Raw genomic sequence first — 18,815 nt, forward strand, 5'->3', positions numbered from 1 at the left:
CGGTCGTTTTTTTATGCCTGATCCTGTTTTAATTGTTTTCTATATTGCAATAAAGTCCGGCCTGTTGCCGCCTTATAGGCTCGGGCCAAAGCCGACTGGTCAGAATAATCCAGTTGCTGAGCGATCTCGGTCAGGCTTAGGGGCTGATGCAATAAGCTTTCACAGCGCTTGATCCTTTCCTGTTCCAACAGTTTTTTAAAAGAAATACCCTGTTCATTTAATTGACGTTGCAAAGTGCGGGTCGATACAAACAGTTGCTCGGCCAGCTGTTCAACTTTAATGGCCTGCTGTCTGCTTCTTAGATGCTCCGCAACCACTTTTTGGGCTTGGCTCAAAATACTTTCCACAGGCGGTTTGGCTGCAATCGCTTCTTCAGCCTGACGAATCAATAACTGTAATAGCATTGGATCGGCCTGTTCCGATTTCAGGTTCAGTCCCTGTATATCCAGTTCGAAGCCATAATCCTGCTGTGAAAACTGCACTTCCGCAGCATAGAATTTCTGATAATGAATTCGGGCAATTTCAGGAGCATGGGCAAAACGCACCCGACGCAAGAGCAAAGGATGATCCTGCAAAATAAAACGCCCCAATTGCACCATGGCCGCGATGGTCAGCTCATTCAGCAGGTTATAACGCTCATCCTGATAGACCCAATATAACTCAATACTCTGTGCATGCTGTCTCAGTTGCAATGGGACAAACTCACTCCCATCAATGACCAGTCGTTGAAAACGCATGATATAGCCGATGATCTCAGGAATACTGCTGCTTTTGGATACCATATAGCCCAGTACACCAAAATGTTCTGGCCGAATACATTGCACAATTTCAAAAATTAACTGTGGACATGCTAGCTGTTTTTGGGTTCTTAACAGGATGCTATTGAGAAAATCCAGCGGAACTTGCGCATCAAAAGGCTGATCAATCAGTCCACTGAGCTGAGGTCGTAGATCTGTAAGAAACTTTGCGGTTAAAGGTTCTATATTTAAGCTACGTAAATAGGTGGCCCATAGCTGGATATAGCCATTAGAGATTTTGATGTCCTGCATGAGCGCGTCCCTGTCTCCGCTGCGAATGTATATTTTATTTTTCTCTGGCGTAAAATGTATAAAAATTGGCCATATCTGTCAAAACAATTTGTGCAATTCTGAACATACTGTCAGCATCTTCAGAAAAAGAATGAAAGCAGATGAACGCACCTTTAAAATCTTCCGTACAGCCTGTGGTACGCAGTAATCTTGATTTTAAGCTGAGTGAAATTCCGCGTTACTGGTTTGGTGGCGATCCATTCCTGACCCGTATGTTTGATGCGCTCAGCCTGACTTTTCCGGATGGTGAACGTTATTTCATTCAGAGTGTGCGTCTGTTCCGCGACCAGATCAAAGATCCAGATTTACAGAAACGGGTAGCGGATTTTATCCGTCAAGAAGCCCAGCATGGCATTGCCCATGACAAGATGAATAACCTGATGCGGGAACAAGGCATGCCGGTCGATCAGTTTATTCAGCGCTTAAACAAGATGTTTAAATTTGAACTGGAAAGACGTTCACCTCAATATAACATTGCCATGACCGCTGCGGCTGAGCATATGACGGCCCTCATGGCAGAAACTTTCTATTCTTATAAAGACACCTTGAGAGAAGCGCATCCTTATGTACGCGCCCTATTCGCCTGGCATGCGATTGAGGAAATGGAACATCGTGATGTGGCCTTTGATGTCATGCAACAGGTCGGGGATGTACCAGAAAATCTGCGTAAATTTACCCTGGCGTGGACCAGTGCATTGATGATCGGCTTTACCATTTATCGTGCCAATGTGATGTTAAAGCATGACGGATTTACACCTCGCCAACGTCTACAGATGAATATCCGTGGCCTGCCATGGTTCTTTGGCAAAAAAGGCACGCTGACCCGTATGAGTAAACAGTATCGTGACTGGTTTAAAAAAGACTTTCATCCAAGCCAGCATCCGGTGATTGCGCAATATGATATCTGGATAAAGACGCTGGCTGAAACCGGTGATCCCATTCAGGCTGGAGAAGCACTCTGGCAAGCTGCAGAAGATTGAATATAGAAATCAAAAAGCCTTCAGAATCGAAGGCTTTTTTAGATTTAGAAGTTGGAAAAATGAATTACCATTTAGCATAGTGCTGTTCTAAAAGTCCATATTCATTGACCAGTACAATATCTTGGCCATCTTGCCGGATAGTACCAGATACTTTCGCTTGCCACTGACTAAACTGACTGCCGACCAGACGCAGATTCAGATTTTCATAACGGCGCCAGCCTGTGTGTACATTCAGGTTCAAACAGCCATCTAATGACTGGATGTTCCAGCGTTCGTCAGATTCCTGCTGAAACAATACATCCGCCACAGGATAAATTTTGCCATTTACCCACAAACAGTTTTCATTGCCAAAGCTTTCATTGACGCCGGAAGCGAGATTGATCCCGATACGGTTACGATTGGTATCCCAGAAATTACAAGATAGCCAGAACCAGGCAGTTTCAGGACGCAAAAAGCCGCAGGTATCATCCAGAGAGGCGAAGGTGCGCTCATTAAACTGGATGGTTTCACCCTGCTTATTTACGAAATAACCTTCACAACCCAAAGTGGTCAATTTCTGGGTATAGGTCCAGCCATTGATTCCGGTCGGACTGCACATACTCAGCGGATCTGTACCTGCACAGAAAATTCGGGCACTAAGCTTGATTTCACCATATTTGGTCACATGGATATAACGCACCCCATTGGCATGCTGGATATCAATCTGAAAGGGAGATTTATGAAAATAACTATGATTAAACAATGGCTGTTCATCTAGCACCGTATTGCGCGAGAAGAAATTGATCGCATTCCATTCCTGTACTTCATTGGTGCTATGATTATAGATATAGAAAAAACTGTGCCCGGCCCAAGCAATATCCGCAATCGCAAGGCCAATCGTATAATGCTCGTGTTGAATACTACAGAATTTAAATTTTTTATATTTTAGTTGCTTACGCCATCCCTTGAGTACATCACCATAGGGATTTTTGTACTGGTACGCATTGTAATCAATACTTTTTGGAATTTCCTTGAAACGTCCGTAACGTGGTTGTCCATTTTCCTGAATTAAATCCATTAAGACATTCCATCTCAATCAAAAACTATTTTTGCTTGAAGCTATTATGCCGATTATTGAGATTTGATAAAGAATTTTTTAAAACCGTTCGTCAGTTCTTCCGGCCAATTCTGCTTAAAACAACCCTTTTAATTTTATAGATGAAGAACTGATTTTTTGCTGTTTTATCCAGAACTTGAATAGTTTTTATCCCATTTTTAGCCAGATTGCTTCTTCCTCTTAATCTTTAAAAATTTTCCTATCTATAAAAATAAAAAAATCGTGCTGAATAATCCAACACGATTTTTCTTATTCCACCCTACCCCCCTTTTAGAAAGGAGGGCTTTCTCCCCTCTTTGAAAAGAGGGGCTGAGGGAGATTTTACATCTCAACCATTTCCACGCCATCAATACGGGCAACAGTCATCAAGTCTTTATCACCACGACCAGAAACGGTGGCAATAATGATTTGATCCTTGTCCATAGTCGGAGCGAGTTTCGTTACGTAGGCCATCGCATGTGAACTTTCAAGCGCAGGAATGATCCCTTCGATCTTGGTCAGGTCACGGAAACCTTGTAATGCTTCCTGGTCATTGATTGGCACGTAGTTCACGCGTTCCATATCTTTCAGGAAGCTGTGTTCCGGACCTACGCCTGGATAATCCAGACCGGCAGAAATTGAATGCGTTTCAATGATCTGGCCTTCTTTATCAGACATCAGATACGTACGGTTACCATGCAGTACACCGACGTGACCCGCATTCAGTGGTGCAGAGTGCTTGCCCGTTTCGATCCCTAAACCTGCCGCTTCAACACCATACATTTTCACATCCTGATCGTTCAGGAAAGGATAGAACAAGCCCATTGCATTCGAACCACCACCGACACAAGCAACCAATGCATCTGGAAGACGACCTGCCTGTTCCTGAATCTGACGGCGTGCTTCACGGCCAATAATAGACTGGAAGTCACGAACCAATTGTGGATATGGGTGTGGACCAGCCACCGTACCAATCACATAATAAGTTGAGTCAACGTTAGTAACCCAGTCACGCATCGCTTCATTCATGGCATCTTTCAGTGTTTTAGAGCCACTTTGTACCGGCACGACAGTGGCACCGAGCAGACGCATGCGATACACGTTCATCGCCTGACGCTTCACGTCATCGGCACCCATATACACGACGCATTCCAGACCCAAACGTGCTGCGATGGTTGCTGTCGCAACCCCGTGCTGACCTGCCCCGGTTTCCGCAATAATACGTTTTTTACCCGACAATTTCGCCAGCAAAGCCTGACCAATCGTATTATTTACCTTATGCGAGCCGGTATGGTTCAGGTCTTCACGCTTCAAGTAAATTTGTGCGCCACCCAACTCTTTTGACCATCGTTCAGCATGATATAAAGGACTAGGACGACCTACATAGTAGGCTAGATCACGGTCGAATTCTGCCAGAAACTGTTCATCATCTTTCATGCGGAAATAAAGCTTTTCCAGATCTTGTAAAGCCGCCATCAGAGTTTCTGACACAAAACGCCCGCCATGGATACCGAAATGTCCACGCTCATCCGGGAATTGGGTATAGTCAATCACGGGCTTGTTGTGATTAGTACTTTGCTGATCCACGATGGACTCCTTGCATAAAGCGTTCTATGAGTTGTTGGTCTTTTATACCTTTTGCGGATTCGACACCACCACTAACATCAACAGCATAAGCCTGTGTGGTGTGAATTGCCTGCTCGATATTGTCCGGGTTTAAGCCCCCAGCCAGGATCAAGGGAATATCTAATTGAGGAAAGGTGCTCCAGTCAAAGCTGTGTCCGGTGCCACCTTTTAAATCAGGATGCCAAGCGTCTAACAGTACTGCGCTGGCCCCTGCTGTCTGATAACGTTGAATTTCAGCAACTACGTCCAGATCAGGTTTGACCTGAATCGCTTTATACCAGCGACGCCCAACCTGCTTTGCGATAACCTGACATTGTTCCGGGCTTTCATCACCATGAAACTGCAGAATATCCAGCGGAACAGTTTTTAAAATATCCTGGATTTTATCTGCCGTACTATTAACAAATAAGCCAACCACTTGAATATAAGCTGGCACTGCTTTGGCCAATACTTCAGCTTGTGCCTGAGTCACGCTACGTGGACTCGGTGGATAGAACACAAATCCAATGGCATCACAGCCGGCATTCGCAACAGCTTGGACATCTTCAACTCGGGTGATTCCACAGATTTTGGCACGGGTTCGCATATAGTGTTGGCTCTGATTTACCAAGATATCAAGTAATCTATAAGATTGGGGTGAATCATTGTAATGCAAATCATCGATCTTGCGTAAAGTTCATACGGATTATTCTTGATCTTGATTGTTTAAGTCATAAGCAAACCTTATACTTGCTACAATTTGCAACGAGTCAAGGCCTTAAGGCTTTAGGGAAGTTGGTGCAAATCCAACACTGCCCCCGCAACGGTAAAAAATGAAAAGCTTGTCTTTATAAATCTTCAGGATTTACATCACTGCATCAATATGTGGGAAGGTGGATAAGTAAGTATGAGTTTCAATACTGCATTTAAGTCCGGATACCTGCTTGTTGTGTTCTTTAACTCAATCATTCACGGGGAGTGAATGTATGGAGCACATCTCATGTCTATTCCATTTCAACCTACTGCCTTGGTAGGTGCGATCGCACTTGCGTTGGGTTTTACTTCATCTGTTCATGCCGCCGAGCAAAAAGTTGCAAAAGCCTCTTTAGATACCATTGTAGTCACGGCAACTCGCTCTGCAGAAAACATTGAAAATGTACCTGCGCGAATTTCAGTGATTGAACCTGCGACTCTTGAGCAATCCTCTATTGCTTCATTGCCAAACTTATTGAAAAAAGAGGCTGCTTTAAACGTCGCTCAACTAGGCGGTTATGGACAACAATCCTCTATTTTTATGCGAGGCACAAGCTCGTCACATACACTCGTTCTGCGTGATGGCATGCGATTGAATACTGCTTTAAGCAGTTCAGCTTCTCTCCCTTTTATTGATACTACCGATATCAAGCAAATTGAAATTCTGAAGGGTCCAGCATCAGTTTTATATGGTACAGATGCCATTGGCGGCGTCATTCATATGATTTCTAAAACACCTGAACAATCAGGTGCATTTATAACAGGTGAAATTGGCGAGAATAAAACTTACAAATCACTCGTGGGTGCCGATTTAGCTGAAGATGGTTTTTATGCCCAAATCCGTGGTCAACGCCTGGAAACTGACGGAAAATCTGTTCTAGATGATGAAGATGAAAATTACTCCTTTGACCAAAAAGGTTTCAGCACAAAATTTGGCGTCCACAAAGACCAATATGGCTTATCTCTCGATTACAGCCAAAATAAAGGCACAAGTGATTACAATGCAGGTAGCCTCACTTCACAAGATTTTGAAAATGAAATGGTTAACCTGAGAGGACGAATTAACCTAGGCTCACAATTAGAACTCAATGCTCGCTTATCCCAGTTTGACGATCAATTAGATCAAAATGCTACGAATTATCTAGGTCAGGTCGATTATTCATATAGCACTACTCAAGAAGCAGAATTGTATGCCAAACTCAATCTAAATGATCAGCATCATATTTTACTAGGGACAACGCATAGCAATCTTGATGGTGATGTTCTTTCTTATGGAGTTGCCTACAAAGGTGATGTTTCCTCTCAAGGATATTACACACAGCATCAATATCAATCAGATAAACTCAATACTCAACTCGGCATCCGTGTTGAAGATAACGAGAAATATGGCTCTCATACTGTAGGGCAAGCTGCTGCACGTTATGCAATATCACCTCAACTCAGCGTCTATACGAATATTGGTTCAGCTTTTCGTTCACCAAACTTAAATGAGCTGTACAGTGGTGAATCTGCAAATCCAAATTTAAAAGCCGAAGAAAGTCTGTCTTATGAAATTGGCTTCGACCAGGCCCTCACTCAAAACTCATCTATTTCACTTTCCGTGTATCAAAACGAAGTGGATAACATGATCCAAAAAGTTGATGGCAAGTTAAATAACATCAGCGAAGCAACGCTTCGTGGTGGCGAGCTTGCATGGAACTGGAAACAAGACGATTGGTTCATCGATACTGCTTTTGCGTATGTACAAGCTAAAGATAGCAAAACGAATATTGAGTTAGCTAAACGACCACGTCAAACCCTCACTCTGACCACAGGTTTGGAAAATGAAATTTATGGGATGAGTGCTTCTCTTATTGCCCGTTCCAAGTCAAAAAGCTGGAGTGATTCAGACCATAATCCGGGCTATGCGACCGTCGATTTAAATGCTTACTGGAATATCAACCCACATGTCAAAGTATTTACCAACATAGAAAATGTCGGTGATGTTCGTCATAAGATCGAATACAACTGGAATAATTATTATGTTGATGAAGGCCGACTCGCTTCTGCCGGTGTGACCTTTAAATATTAAACTCGCCCAAATCCAAGCAAATACTTTTGAGAATCATGTCATGCCTATGGCATGATTCTTTTTATTGACAGCATTTAATCATTTAAGGAACTTATATGGGCCACCGTTTAAGTAAGATCTATACCCGCACTGGCGACTCAGGCACCACAGGATTGGGTGATGGCTCACGCGTTGCCAAAGACGACTTGCGTATTACCGCGCTCGGTGATGTGGATGAGCTAAATGCCATCATTGGGGTTTTACGCGCACAAATCGCGGCAAGCAGCATTCAGGATAAAGCGACCTGGGATAAATCTTTAAGCCTGATCCAGCACTGGCTGTTTGATCTGGGTGGTGAAGTGTGTATCCCTGGCTTTAACCTGGTTCAACCAGTCTCGATTGATTTTCTGGAAAATGACATCGATCGTATGAATGAAGCTTTGCCGATGCTGAAAGATTTTATTTTGCCTGCGGGTACTTTAGTTTGCAGTTTTGCTCATCAAGCCCGTGCCGTGTGCCGTCGTGCAGAGCGCAGCGTGATGTCAGTTCACTCACGCGACCAGAATATTCAGGCGACTTCCCTGCAGCTATTAAATCGCCTATCTGACTGGCTGTTTGTGGCTTCACGCACCTTGCAACGTGTTGAAGGTGGTTCTGAGGTGTTATGGCAAAAAAATATCAACGAGACTATTGATCAATAAATCCGCTAAAATGTATTAAATTGCACGGAAAATTCTGCGCCAACAGTATTTGCAACAAAGTGTTTCAGGCGCAGAATATTGCAATACTCCTGTCACAACTCTTCATCATTATGTTTTCATCTTCACTTCTTCAGGTTATCGCAGCATGCGCATAATCGGACATCGCGGTGCGCGTGGGGAAGCACCTGAAAATACACTAGGCGGTTTTCAATATATTCAGGATATCGGGATTCGTGCGGTTGAATTTGACGTACGCCAGCTTAAAGACAATGCCCTCATCATCATGCATGATGATAACTTTGTACGGACTACCGGTTTGCAAAAACCCCTCTACGAATGTAGCCGTCAGGATCTCAGTCAATATAACCACGCAGTGAAATGGTCAGAATGGAACAAGGTCGAAGCGACCCCCATGCTGGATCAGACCTTAACTGTGATTCACAACTTTGACCATATTGAAGTTGAAGTCAAAAGTGTAGCGAGCCAGGCCGATGCCGAAAAAATCACGCTTGAGCTTGAACAGCAGTTACAGGGTTATGAGCGGTCAGTTGTAATCACCAGTTTTGATCCAAAAATCCATCAGGCCTTGCAACAGCAAAATTCCAGTTTAAAACGCGGCCTTCTGATTGAAACAGATGTGAAATATCAGGCAATTGATCAAGCCTTGGAACTTGGTTGCTGCCAGATTGGCTGGATGAATGAACTGGCCAACAAAGATATTATTCAGGCCACACAAGCTGCCGAACTCACCATCAGCGTCTGGACCGTAAATGATGTTAATCGTGCCAAAGAATTACGCGACTGGGGTATTCAGGGTCTCATTACCGATTATCCGAAGCTAATGATGCAACATCTTTAAATGACCCAAAATGCAAGATTCTATATATAGATTATTTTTCTTTAAGCCTTGAAAAATTATTTAAAGAAGCATGCATGTCTGTAATCTTGTTTAACTTTGGGTTACGGGTTTGCTTACAAATTTATTTCTCTGCAATCTAGTAGAAAAAATGAACATTCATTTGACTCATTTTAAGAAAATAAATTTGATTAAAAGCTTCAAAAATCTCAGTGATTTACTCGGAAATCAGAGCCTGTCTAGCCCGTGAAAATGGTAGTTTTCATCCTACTTATTCTGTTACCGATAAGTACAATACAACCGTACAATAATGCTAGTGATGCTCTAGGGGGCGTGCTAATATGAATGACTTAACCGCTGTTAAAATAAACAATAGCGGCCTCTGCTTTTTGTTATACCTTCCCAGGTTCCAGGAGTGCTGTTGGAGATGAATGCTCCCCTACCTCAAGCCCCAATTAACTGGGTCGCTGTGTTTGCTCTGGTAGTTTTACCCATTGTAGCTGTTATCGCGATTCCGTTATATGCGTATCACCATGATTTTAGCCTTGCCGCTTGGATCAGTATGTTTGTTTTGCTCGGCGTTAGTAGCCTGGGGATTACAGCGGGCTATCATCGTCTTTGGGCACATCGTGCTTATGAAGCGACTTTACCTTTAAAAATCATTTTAATGATCATGGGTACCTTTGCGGTGCAGAACAGTATTCTGTACTGGGGTTCAGGTCACCGTACCCATCACCGTCATGTCGATGACGTGGAAAAAGACCCATATTCAATTAATAACGGCTTCTGGTATGCGCACTTGGGCTGGATGCTGCGTGACTACCCTGCTGCAGAGCCAAACTATAAGAATGCACCAGACCTGCAAAACGACAAAGTCGTTATGTTCCAGCACAAATACTATGTGCCTCTAGTCATTGCAGTACATGCTGCGATTCTATTGCCAATTGGCTGGGCTGTAGGCGATGTCTGGGGTGTATTATTATTGGGTGGTCTGGTTCGTTTGATCCTGAGCCATCACGTGACCTTCTTCATCAACTCACTCTGCCATATGTGGGGTTCACGTCCTTATACGGATGAAAACACTGCACGTGACAACTTCTGGTTAGCGATTGCAACTTGGGGTGAGGGTTATCATAACTATCATCACATCTTCCAGTACGATTATCGTAATGGCGTAAAATGGTGGCAATATGACCCAACTAAATGGTTAATCTGGACTTGCTCTAAACTGGGTCTGGCTAAAAATCTGCGCCGTATTCCAAGCTTTAATATCAAAAAAGCTGAACTGGCAATGAAGTTTAAATATGCTGAGCAGGATCTGGCGGTATATGGTCATAATGTCAATGAAGACATTATCAATGTAAAAAGTAAGATTGCTCAGGAATATGAAGCCTTTACTCAAACATTGAATGACTGGGCCAAACTGAAAGAACAGGAAATTCAGGTGAAAAAGGCTGCTGTGGCAGAAAAGATTCACCAGATGGATGACAAACTTAAAGTTGAATTCCAGCTGGTTGAACAGCGTCTTTCCCATCATCGTGAAACACTGAATCTGTTAGTACGTAATTTGAAAAAAGCGCCTGTCTCTCAATAAGATTTAGATTCTCAAAAAAGCTCCTGAAATCAGGGGCTTTTTTTATTTCTACTCGTCTTACTTATACTTTCCTTTTACAACAGTTTTAAACAAAGATCTTTGTTATATTGCTTCTATTGCCTAAGTATTTTAACTGCCATGTATTTTAATTCCCGATATCAAACTCTCCCTTCTCGCCTTTATCATCATCAGCCCCCACTGCCTTTAAAAGGTGCTAAAGCGGGACATTTTAATGCTGCACTTGCTGAGCAACTGCAATGGTCTGAAGAAGATAAAGCACAATGGGTCGAAATCTGTAGTGGTCAAAAAACCTTTACTGAGTTTGAACCTTTGGCCATGGTTTATGCTGGCCATCAGTTTGGTCAATGGGCGGGTCAATTGGGTGATGGACGTGGTCTACTGATCGCCCAGATTCTGGATAAAGATAACCAGACCATTGACCTGCATTTAAAAGGTGCTGGTGCAACGCCTTATTCACGTATGGGAGATGGTCGTGCGGTGTTACGCTCGGTGATTCGGGAATATCTGGCCGGACATGGCTTAAATGCACTAGGTGTAGAATCCAGTAATGCGGTTGGCTTTACCTCTTCCGCTCAAGGCGTACAGCGTGAAAAACTGGAACCGGGCGCGATGCTATTACGGACGTCTGACTGTCATATCCGGTTTGGACATTTTGAATGGATCAATCAGTATCAGCCAGACCTATTGCCTGTATTCACACAAAAATGTATGGAATGGCATTATCCGCAATGTCTGCAAGCAGAACAGCCTATTCTGGCATTTGCTACTCAAGTGATTCAGCGCACGGCAGTGATGATTGCCAAATGGCAACTAGTTGGATTTGCTCATGGTGTCATGAACACTGACAACCTGAATATTACCGGTTCAACACTAGACTTTGGCCCGTATGGGTTTATGGAGCGGTTCCGTCCCAACTGGATTAATAACCACTCGGATTATCAGGGTCGCTATACTTATCAGCAGCAACCAAGTATCGGCCACTGGAACTTGTGGATGTGGCTGAATAACCTGATTCCATTATGTCCTGAAAACTATGATGAAGAACAATGGAAACAGGATCTGGCTCAATGTCTGGAACATTATGAACCGACCTTCCTGGAACATTATAAGTATGGCCTAAACCAGAAAATGGGCTTACCGAGTTTTCACAAAGACAGCTTTGACTGCGCTATGGCTTTTCTCAGAATCTTGCAAAGCGAGCAACTCGACTATACGCAAAGCTTTATTCGTCTGCAAAATCATGAATATGAAGCAATCAAGGATGATTGTTTGGATCGCCGTCAGTTTGAAGCATTCCTGACTCAATATGAAGCGATCCGCGAACATCAGGATATTGAAGAATTAGATGTTGCCATGCAACTCGTCAATCCACACTATATCCTGCGCAATCATATGGCACAAAAAGCAATTGAACTGGCTGAGCGGGATGACTTTTCCGAAGTCGACCGCCTGTTTAAATTATTGAGTCAGCCTTATTTAAAACAGCCAAATATGGAAAACCCTGAAGATCTAGGGCCATTGCCGAGTGACGTGCCTGAAGTCATGGTGAGTTGTTCATCTTAATTTATTCACAAGGCAATGAAAAACTGTGGATAATTTAAGCATTATCCACAGTTTTATTTTGATTTATTCATAACTTATGACCTTACATCAAATCTCAGCACAGATAGCGATAAGTTTACCTGAAGTCACTGTGACTCAGCCTTTCGGTGAAGGTTGTGATGTATTCAAAGTGCTAGATAAAGTCTTTATGCTTCAGTTCTATCTTCAAGGCAAAGCTGTCATTAATTTAAAAATAGCGCCTGATTATGGTGCTATGCTGCAAGATATTTACTCTTACATCCATACAGGCTGGCATATGAATAAACAGCACTGGATTTCAGTGTATGAAAATAATGAACTGGATGAATCTCTGGTTGAGGACCTAGTACAGAATTCTTATGAATTAGTAATATCGAAATTAAAGAAAGCAGAAAAAGTACGAATTGAATTATTACGAACATTAGAAAAATAAGTGCAGATACCACCGATGACTAAGATCAAGCCAATAACATTAAGGACAAAGCGTTTAATTCTCCGCTCCTACCACTGTGGTGATGAAATCAATTTATTTCAAAACTATTTCAGCGATCTAGCAGCTTCAAAATATTTGCAAAGACATCCACATCAGAACCAAACTCAAACTCGACAAACTATAGAAAACTGGGCAAGGCAAAAGTGGGAAAACTCAGATCCTGAGTTTATGTGGATTATTGCAGATCATTTAACTCAGCAACCCATAGGTATTTTGATCTTTATACAAAGGCATGACATTGGGGAAATTCACTTCGGGCTTGGAACTCCTTATCAGGGACAAGGTTTTATGTGTGAAGCGATGACTTCGGTAATCCAATTTTTAAAACAGACTAAAAAACTCAATAAAATTGAAACCTTTTGTGCTACTGAACATTTAGCGTCAAGACAAGTATTAGAAAAAACAGGTTTTCATAAACAGTAACTGCTTCGTGCTTGGACCATCTTTCCTTTATTGGGAAATGACCTTAAAGACTGTATTCAGTATATTCTGCCACTAAGATCAAAATAAACCTTAACTCATCTAAAAGCTTTAGATATTGCGACAATATGAAAAAAGCCCAATCATTTCTGGTCGGGCTTCTTCTGATTGGAGATTTTAGGCTTAAGCATTCCTTTTATTCAGAAACTTAAACACGCCAAACAACACCGCAATCCACACCGGCAACATTAACACTGACAACATAAAGCCTTGTGTCCACATGATGTATAAAATCATCAGCATAAAAGCTAAAACAAAATAGTTGCTAAACGGCGCAAAGATTGCTGGAAATTTGGTTTGAATCCCCTTTCGTTTGATGGCTTGTCTAAATTTCAAATGAATCAAACTGATCATCATCCAGTTCAATACCGCAGCTGCTACCACAATATAAATCAGGTAACTCAACGCTTTTTCAGGCACAAAGTAATTCAGAATCACACAGCCAAAGATCAAAAATGCTGAGAACAATACCGCAGCTACAGGCACACCATGTTTATTTACGCTCTTAAATAATTGTGGTGCATTCCCTTGTTGAGCCAGCCCCATCAACATACGGCTATTGGCATACATGCCACTATTACAGACTGAAAGTGAAGCAGTTAAAATAATGAAATTCAGTAAATGTGCAGCCCATTCAATCCCCATCTGGCTGAAAATCATTACAAATGGACTATGATCTAAATCGCCTAAATTCAGCTGATTCCATGGTACAAGTGAAAGTAATACGGCAAGCGAGCAGATATAAAATAAAAATACCCGAATCACAGTTTGATTCACGGCACGTGGAATGTTCTTGTCAGGATTTTCGGTTTCTGCCGCTGCCATACTAATCAGCTCAATACCACCAAAAGCAAACATCATAAAGGCGAGCATATAAAACAGCCCATCAAAGCCATTCGGAAAAAATCCACCATGAATCCATAAATTGCTGATCGAAGCGGTTGAAGTTGCATCGGCAGTGAGGAGTAAATATATGCCAAAGATAATCATTGCAATGATAGCAAAGACTTTAATCATCGATAGCCAGAATTCGGACTCACCATAAATTTTGACATTGGCCAGATTGGCAAGTGTTACCGCCAAAAAGAAAATGAGTACAGATACCCAGGCTGGAATATGTGGCCACCAGTAATTGATATATTTGCCTATGGCGGTCAGCTCTGTCATTGCGACTAGAATATATAAAATCCAGTAATTCCAGCCGGTTAAAAAGCCTGGAAATTTACCCCAGTATTCAAATGCAAAATAACTGAATGAACCAGTCACAGGCTCATGCACAATCATTTCGCCCAACTGGCGCATAATTAGAAATGCAATCAAACCACCAATCAAATAGCCCAGAATAATAGAAGGTCCTGCGGACTGAATAATCTGTGCAGACCCCAAGAATAATCCGGTTCCAATGGCCCCGCCCATAGCAATCAGCTGGATATGACGGTTCTTTAAACGGCGCTGTAGTTGCGGTGTTTCACTCTCCAAGACACGCTCTCATGATGAATAAAAAACCGAATTGTAGCGGGTATCCAACTGATCAACTAATACATAAATTTAAGTTATTAATTATTAAACTTTTATTTTTTGTATCTACTAAGATAAAAAGAAATATAAATAATTGATTTCATAATAGATGCTAGTTAAAAGCTATTTTTATTTTAAAACTCTATAACTTCTAAATAAAAATAGCTCTTTTTTGCTGAATTATTGCGTCGCATTAAACGCCTCATGGTAGACCACTTCTCCATGTGGAATAGATCCATTAAATGCAATGACTTGAAAGTATTCTGGTGGAACATCCTTTAGGTAAAGTTCTGGAAAAGCCTTAAATCCGAAACGACCATAATATTGAGGATCACCGAGCACTACACATCCTTGAGCACCTAACTGTTGCAGACGATCTAAAGCTGCCTGCATAAGTAAAGTGCCGATTCCCTGTCCTTGTTTTGCAGGTAATACCGAAATTGGGCCAAGACCGTACCAGCCAGTTTCACCTGAAGAGATACTAACAGGTGAAATAGCCACATGACCAACCAACTGGTTATTTTCAAGTGCAACTAGAGAAATCGTTAACTGCCCATGCGTGCGCAAAGCATTGACAATAAATTGTTCAGTATGACTTGAATGGGCAGCATTTTGAAAAGCTGCTTGAGTCAAAGCAGCAATGGCTGGAATATCTTCTAGCTGTTCATCCCGGATAATAATTTTCATTATTTTGGCTCTCTTATATTGATCATTTTCAGAAATAAAAAAAAGCGAACAAACCAATAAGTCTATCCGCTTTTCTTTAACTAATTCGAATATCAGTCTTCAGGATATTCAAAACGATAACCTACCCCATAAACGGCCTGAATCCATTCATGACGGTTTCCGGTTTCTGCCGCATCTGAAATTTTACGACGCAGGTTTTTGATATGACTATCAATCACACGGTCTGCCACATCAAAACTGTCCGGATTGATATGATCAAGTAGCTGCGCACGTGAATACACCTGGCCGACATGCTCCAGGAACAACTCTAGCAAACGGAATTCAGTCGGTGTCAGGTTCAAGGCTTTTTGCTGATACCAGATACGCTGTTGTGATTTATCCATACGGAACAGATCATTACTTTCCGGCTCAGCTTTACGGTCTAAACGGCGTAATACGGCTTGCACACGGGCAACCAGTTCTTTTGGACTAAATGGCTTGCAGATATAGTCATCCGCGCCCATATTCAGGCCAAGTACACGGTCAATTTCTTCAGTACGCGCAGTCACCATAATGATCGGCAAGTCTGACTGTTCACGTACTTTACGGCAAATGGTCAGACCATCCATACGTGGCACCATCAGGTCCAGGATCATCAGGCTTGGTTTACGCTGGGTAAAACTGTTATATGCTTCTTGCCCATCATGAAACACGCTGACTTCAAAACCAGCAGCCTCTAGATAATCTCGCACCAACAGGGCAAGTTCGACTTCGTCTTCAACCAGCATGATATGTTTCATGAATATATTTTCCTTTATAGTTTCATTTGTTTAGGAAAGCTTAGTTTGCATCGTAAACCACCTAATGGTGAATGTGCAAAGCTTAAGCTACCACCCATAGCCTGAGTAATTTTACAAGATAAGGCCAGACCCAAGCCTGTCCCACCGGTGGCACGAGTACGCGAATCATCGACACGATAGAAACGTTCACCAATGCGAGCCAGCTGCTCATCAGTCAGACCGAATGGACTGTCATCGACATATAAGGTCCATTCTTTCTCATTCTGTTCGGTATGAATATGTACCTGGCCACCGGCTTCTGTATAACGAATACTGTTGCTGAGCAGGTTGGCTACGATCTGCTTGAAACGGTCCAGATCCAGATCAACTTCAGCACCGTCACCTTCAACAGTCACTTTCAGGTCAGCCTGTTCAAATTTAGGCTGAAAGTTCATTAATTCCTGCTGCACCACATCCCATGGATTTACAGTTGCATAATAGAACTGTAATTGCTGGGCATCAGCCTGCGCTAGAGCTGCCAAGTCCTGAGTCAATTTTTTCAGGCTGGTTACCTGTGCCAACATCGACGCAAAATGCTCTGGTGTCGGTTTACGGATTCCATCCTGCATCGCTTCAATCTGTGCCTGCAAGACTGCCAGCGGAGTTTTCAGTTCATGTGAGGTATCTGCTACCCACTGACGGCGTGAAGTTTCATGCTGATCCAAAATCACGGCCAGTTGATTCAGCTCATTAGACAGATCACCCAGCTCATCATTACGTTTCACTTTCACCTGATGCTGATAATTACCACGAGTCAATTCACGCGTACCGTTCAACAAACGCTGAATCGGTTTTTTAAAATAAGTTGCCAGTAATAATGCAGCAATCAGACTGGCTAGAATACTTAAACCATAAACTAAAAATAGGTAACGTTTCTGATTACTAAAGAAATTAATACTTAAAGCATCATCTTGGTCTAAAACCGGTTTCAAGCCCAGATAACCGACCACCTGGTTTTCAACCATAATTGGACGATAGGAAATCTGCTCATCAGATGCTTCGCCTACTACAAAACGACGTTTGGCATCATAGAGTGACAGGCGTGAACTCAGACCCAGACGGTCTGGCATCTGGATAAACTGCTTCTTGCCAGTGGGCTGCTGAACCGGCTGTTGACCGCCATTATTGTCTTTACGGTCAGTTCTAAACAGGTTCTGATTGGAGCTAAGTGGAAATCTTAAACCTTCAAAGGGCTGGAATTGTGAAGGCAGGTTAGATGCCAGAATACGCAATTCTTCTTCATTGACTGAGCGCGGTGTCAGATTTGGCTCGACCATACTTGAAGGCGCTACAGTGGCTAAAGTTTGCTCCTGAAAGTAACGCTGCTGCAAGGCAATATCATACTGACGGCGCAACCACCAGCGCGATAAACGGTCATAATCATCCGGTGCGGCTTCACCTTCGATTTGCAGAATCTGCGCCTGAATGGCATTACCCCAGTCTTCATATACCGTATAGACATCAGCCAGATTCTCGATCACATGATCCAGCTTCTGCATTTCTACATCCGCCACATAGCGGGTAAAGTTGCGCTGCATATTCAGATGCAATACGCCCAGACTCACCGTAGTAATTACCAGGGTGGTCAATAAAACAGTCAAAAACAGACGTAATGCAATCGGAATACGACGAATCTTCAAAGTAAAAATCTCAGTTTTTCTTCTCTATATTCATTATTGTAGCGAACACAGACTTAAAAAACTCTCCATTGTTTCTTCATCTTTATTATTTAATCTTTACTCATCAAAAAAATCAGCTCTTGAATGGGGTAAAAACATGAAAGCAATGACAAAAATCGCCTTAATCAGTGCCAGCGTTTTATCGATGGGTGCATTGACTGCCTGTCAATCTACTAGCAACGTGAATGAGCAGAAAGATCATTCTCGCATGATGAAACATCATGAAGGTCAAAAACAGCATCGTCTCACTCCAGAGCAACGCGAACAATTCAAAGCCGCTCGTGCAGAACGCATGCAATTGCATAAACAGATTCAACAGGCCTGTGACGGTAAAGCTGTAGGTAGTGCAGTCCAAATCAAGGCGGGTGATAAGACTATTGATGGTCAATGCAAGATTTCTTTCAAACCTGACCATAAAGGCATGAAAGGTCAACGTGGTGAATTCCGTGGTATGCGCGGTGAACATCGTCCAATGCGTGGTGAATTCCGAGGTGGTATGAACCGTGGAGAAGCATTAACGGATAGTCAACGTGCAGAAATGGTTAAACAGTATGATCAGCGTTTATCAGAACGTCAGGCTCTACAAACTGCGTTTGCCAACGCTTGTAAAGGTCAAACCCACGGCAAGGCCGTTCAAGTGAAAGCGGGTACTCAAACCATTGATGGTCAATGTATCGTGCACTTCCAGCCGAATGCACCCATTAAGATGACTAAAGCTGCATCTTGATCTTCTTCTACGTTTCTTATTCCTTCAAATTCAGGCACCTTCGGGTGCCTTTTTTTATGGCTGACTCCTCAGTCCTCTTTTGACCATTCATGTTCTGCTAATTTCTACA

General features: G+C 42.6%; 17 protein-coding genes and 1 riboswitch. Of the genes, 9 read left to right on the plus strand and 8 right to left on the minus strand.

Features of this window, described 5'->3' with window-relative positions:
- Nucleotides 1-11: 11 nt before the first annotated feature.
- Entirely contained in the window at nt 12-1,049 is a 1,038-nt protein-coding gene (locus AC4MCC_RS11850; RefSeq protein WP_491885339.1) for a helix-turn-helix domain-containing protein, read from the minus strand.
- A 140-nt stretch (nt 1,050-1,189) separates the two neighbouring features.
- On the opposite strand from AC4MCC_RS11850, the gene AC4MCC_RS11855 reads away from it, so the two are divergent.
- Nucleotides 1,190-2,068, plus strand: a complete 879-nt coding sequence (locus AC4MCC_RS11855) for a metal-dependent hydrolase (protein WP_180168061.1) — start codon at nt 1,190-1,192, stop codon at nt 2,066-2,068.
- A gap of 64 nt (nt 2,069-2,132) precedes the next feature.
- Here AC4MCC_RS11855 and AC4MCC_RS11860 read toward each other — a convergent pair whose 3' ends face one another.
- The 3 genes from AC4MCC_RS11860 to AC4MCC_RS11870 all read right to left on the minus strand — a co-directional run bounded on the left by AC4MCC_RS11860 (nt 2,133) and on the right by AC4MCC_RS11870 (nt 5,355).
- The gene (locus AC4MCC_RS11860; RefSeq protein ID WP_419365851.1) at nt 2,133-3,125 is read right to left on the minus strand and encodes a DUF2804 domain-containing protein; all 993 of its coding nucleotides are present in this window, start codon (nt 3,123-3,125) and stop codon (nt 2,133-2,135) included.
- Nucleotides 3,126-3,485: 360 nt separating this feature from the next.
- Entirely contained in the window at nt 3,486-4,730 is a 1,245-nt protein-coding gene (gene trpB, locus AC4MCC_RS11865) for a tryptophan synthase subunit beta (protein WP_491885340.1), read from the minus strand.
- A complete protein-coding gene (locus AC4MCC_RS11870) occupies nt 4,711-5,355 on the minus strand; it encodes a phosphoribosylanthranilate isomerase (protein WP_491885341.1) in 645 nt (214 codons plus the stop codon). The genes trpB and AC4MCC_RS11870 overlap by 20 nt, the downstream gene beginning before the upstream one ends.
- Nucleotides 5,356-5,498: 143 nt before the next feature.
- Nucleotides 5,499-5,710, plus strand: a riboswitch (cobalamin riboswitch).
- Between the two features lie 38 nt (nt 5,711-5,748).
- Here AC4MCC_RS11870 and AC4MCC_RS11875 point away from each other — a divergent pair.
- The 7 genes from AC4MCC_RS11875 to AC4MCC_RS11905 all read left to right on the plus strand — a co-directional run bounded on the left by AC4MCC_RS11875 (nt 5,749) and on the right by AC4MCC_RS11905 (nt 13,220).
- On the plus strand, nt 5,749-7,572 hold the full coding sequence (locus AC4MCC_RS11875) for a TonB-dependent receptor plug domain-containing protein (RefSeq protein WP_419365852.1): 1,824 nt from the start codon (nt 5,749-5,751) through the stop codon (nt 7,570-7,572).
- A gap of 95 nt (nt 7,573-7,667) precedes the next feature.
- Nucleotides 7,668-8,252, plus strand: coding sequence for a cob(I)yrinic acid a,c-diamide adenosyltransferase (locus tag AC4MCC_RS11880; RefSeq protein ID WP_180002334.1), 585 nt, complete (start codon nt 7,668-7,670; stop codon nt 8,250-8,252).
- A gap of 145 nt (nt 8,253-8,397) precedes the next feature.
- Nucleotides 8,398-9,111: a glycerophosphodiester phosphodiesterase gene (locus tag AC4MCC_RS11885; protein WP_491885342.1), complete on the plus strand. Its 714-nt coding sequence runs from the start codon at nt 8,398-8,400 to the stop codon at nt 9,109-9,111.
- 424 nt (nt 9,112-9,535) lie between these two features.
- The gene (locus AC4MCC_RS11890; protein ID WP_104495369.1) at nt 9,536-10,702 is read left to right on the plus strand and encodes an acyl-CoA desaturase; all 1,167 of its coding nucleotides are present in this window, start codon (nt 9,536-9,538) and stop codon (nt 10,700-10,702) included.
- Between the two features lie 138 nt (nt 10,703-10,840).
- Nucleotides 10,841-12,286: a protein adenylyltransferase SelO gene (locus AC4MCC_RS11895; protein WP_491885343.1), complete on the plus strand. Its 1,446-nt coding sequence runs from the start codon at nt 10,841-10,843 to the stop codon at nt 12,284-12,286.
- A 76-nt stretch (nt 12,287-12,362) separates the two neighbouring features.
- A complete protein-coding gene (locus AC4MCC_RS11900) occupies nt 12,363-12,737 on the plus strand; it encodes an MmcQ/YjbR family DNA-binding protein (protein ID WP_491885344.1) in 375 nt (124 codons plus the stop codon).
- A 15-nt stretch (nt 12,738-12,752) separates the two neighbouring features.
- Nucleotides 12,753-13,220: a GNAT family N-acetyltransferase gene (locus AC4MCC_RS11905; RefSeq protein ID WP_491885345.1), complete on the plus strand. Its 468-nt coding sequence runs from the start codon at nt 12,753-12,755 to the stop codon at nt 13,218-13,220.
- Nucleotides 13,221-13,400: 180 nt separating this feature from the next.
- On the opposite strand, the gene AC4MCC_RS11910 is transcribed toward AC4MCC_RS11905, so the two are convergent.
- From AC4MCC_RS11910 to baeS, 4 genes are all read right to left on the minus strand, one after another.
- Nucleotides 13,401-14,756 carry an amino acid permease gene (locus tag AC4MCC_RS11910; protein ID WP_491885346.1) on the minus strand — a complete coding sequence of 452 codons (1,356 nt, stop codon included), beginning with the start codon at nt 14,754-14,756 and terminating at the stop codon, nt 13,401-13,403.
- 219 nt (nt 14,757-14,975) lie between these two features.
- Nucleotides 14,976-15,482, minus strand: a complete 507-nt coding sequence (locus AC4MCC_RS11915; protein ID WP_491876168.1) for a GNAT family N-acetyltransferase — start codon at nt 15,480-15,482, stop codon at nt 14,976-14,978.
- A gap of 92 nt (nt 15,483-15,574) precedes the next feature.
- Nucleotides 15,575-16,261 carry a response regulator gene (locus tag AC4MCC_RS11920; RefSeq protein ID WP_034704234.1) on the minus strand — a complete coding sequence of 229 codons (687 nt, stop codon included), beginning with the start codon at nt 16,259-16,261 and terminating at the stop codon, nt 15,575-15,577.
- Between the two features lie 14 nt (nt 16,262-16,275).
- Nucleotides 16,276-17,940: a sensor histidine kinase efflux regulator BaeS gene (baeS, locus tag AC4MCC_RS11925; RefSeq protein ID WP_419363549.1), complete on the minus strand. Its 1,665-nt coding sequence runs from the start codon at nt 17,938-17,940 to the stop codon at nt 16,276-16,278.
- Nucleotides 17,941-18,076: 136 nt separating this feature from the next.
- Between baeS and AC4MCC_RS11930 the strand changes: the two genes are divergently transcribed.
- Nucleotides 18,077-18,706, plus strand: a complete 630-nt coding sequence (locus AC4MCC_RS11930) for a hypothetical protein (protein ID WP_419374831.1) — start codon at nt 18,077-18,079, stop codon at nt 18,704-18,706.
- Nucleotides 18,707-18,815 lie beyond the last annotated feature (109 nt).

Source organism: Acinetobacter sp. CAU_H_56, assembly GCF_058599425.1.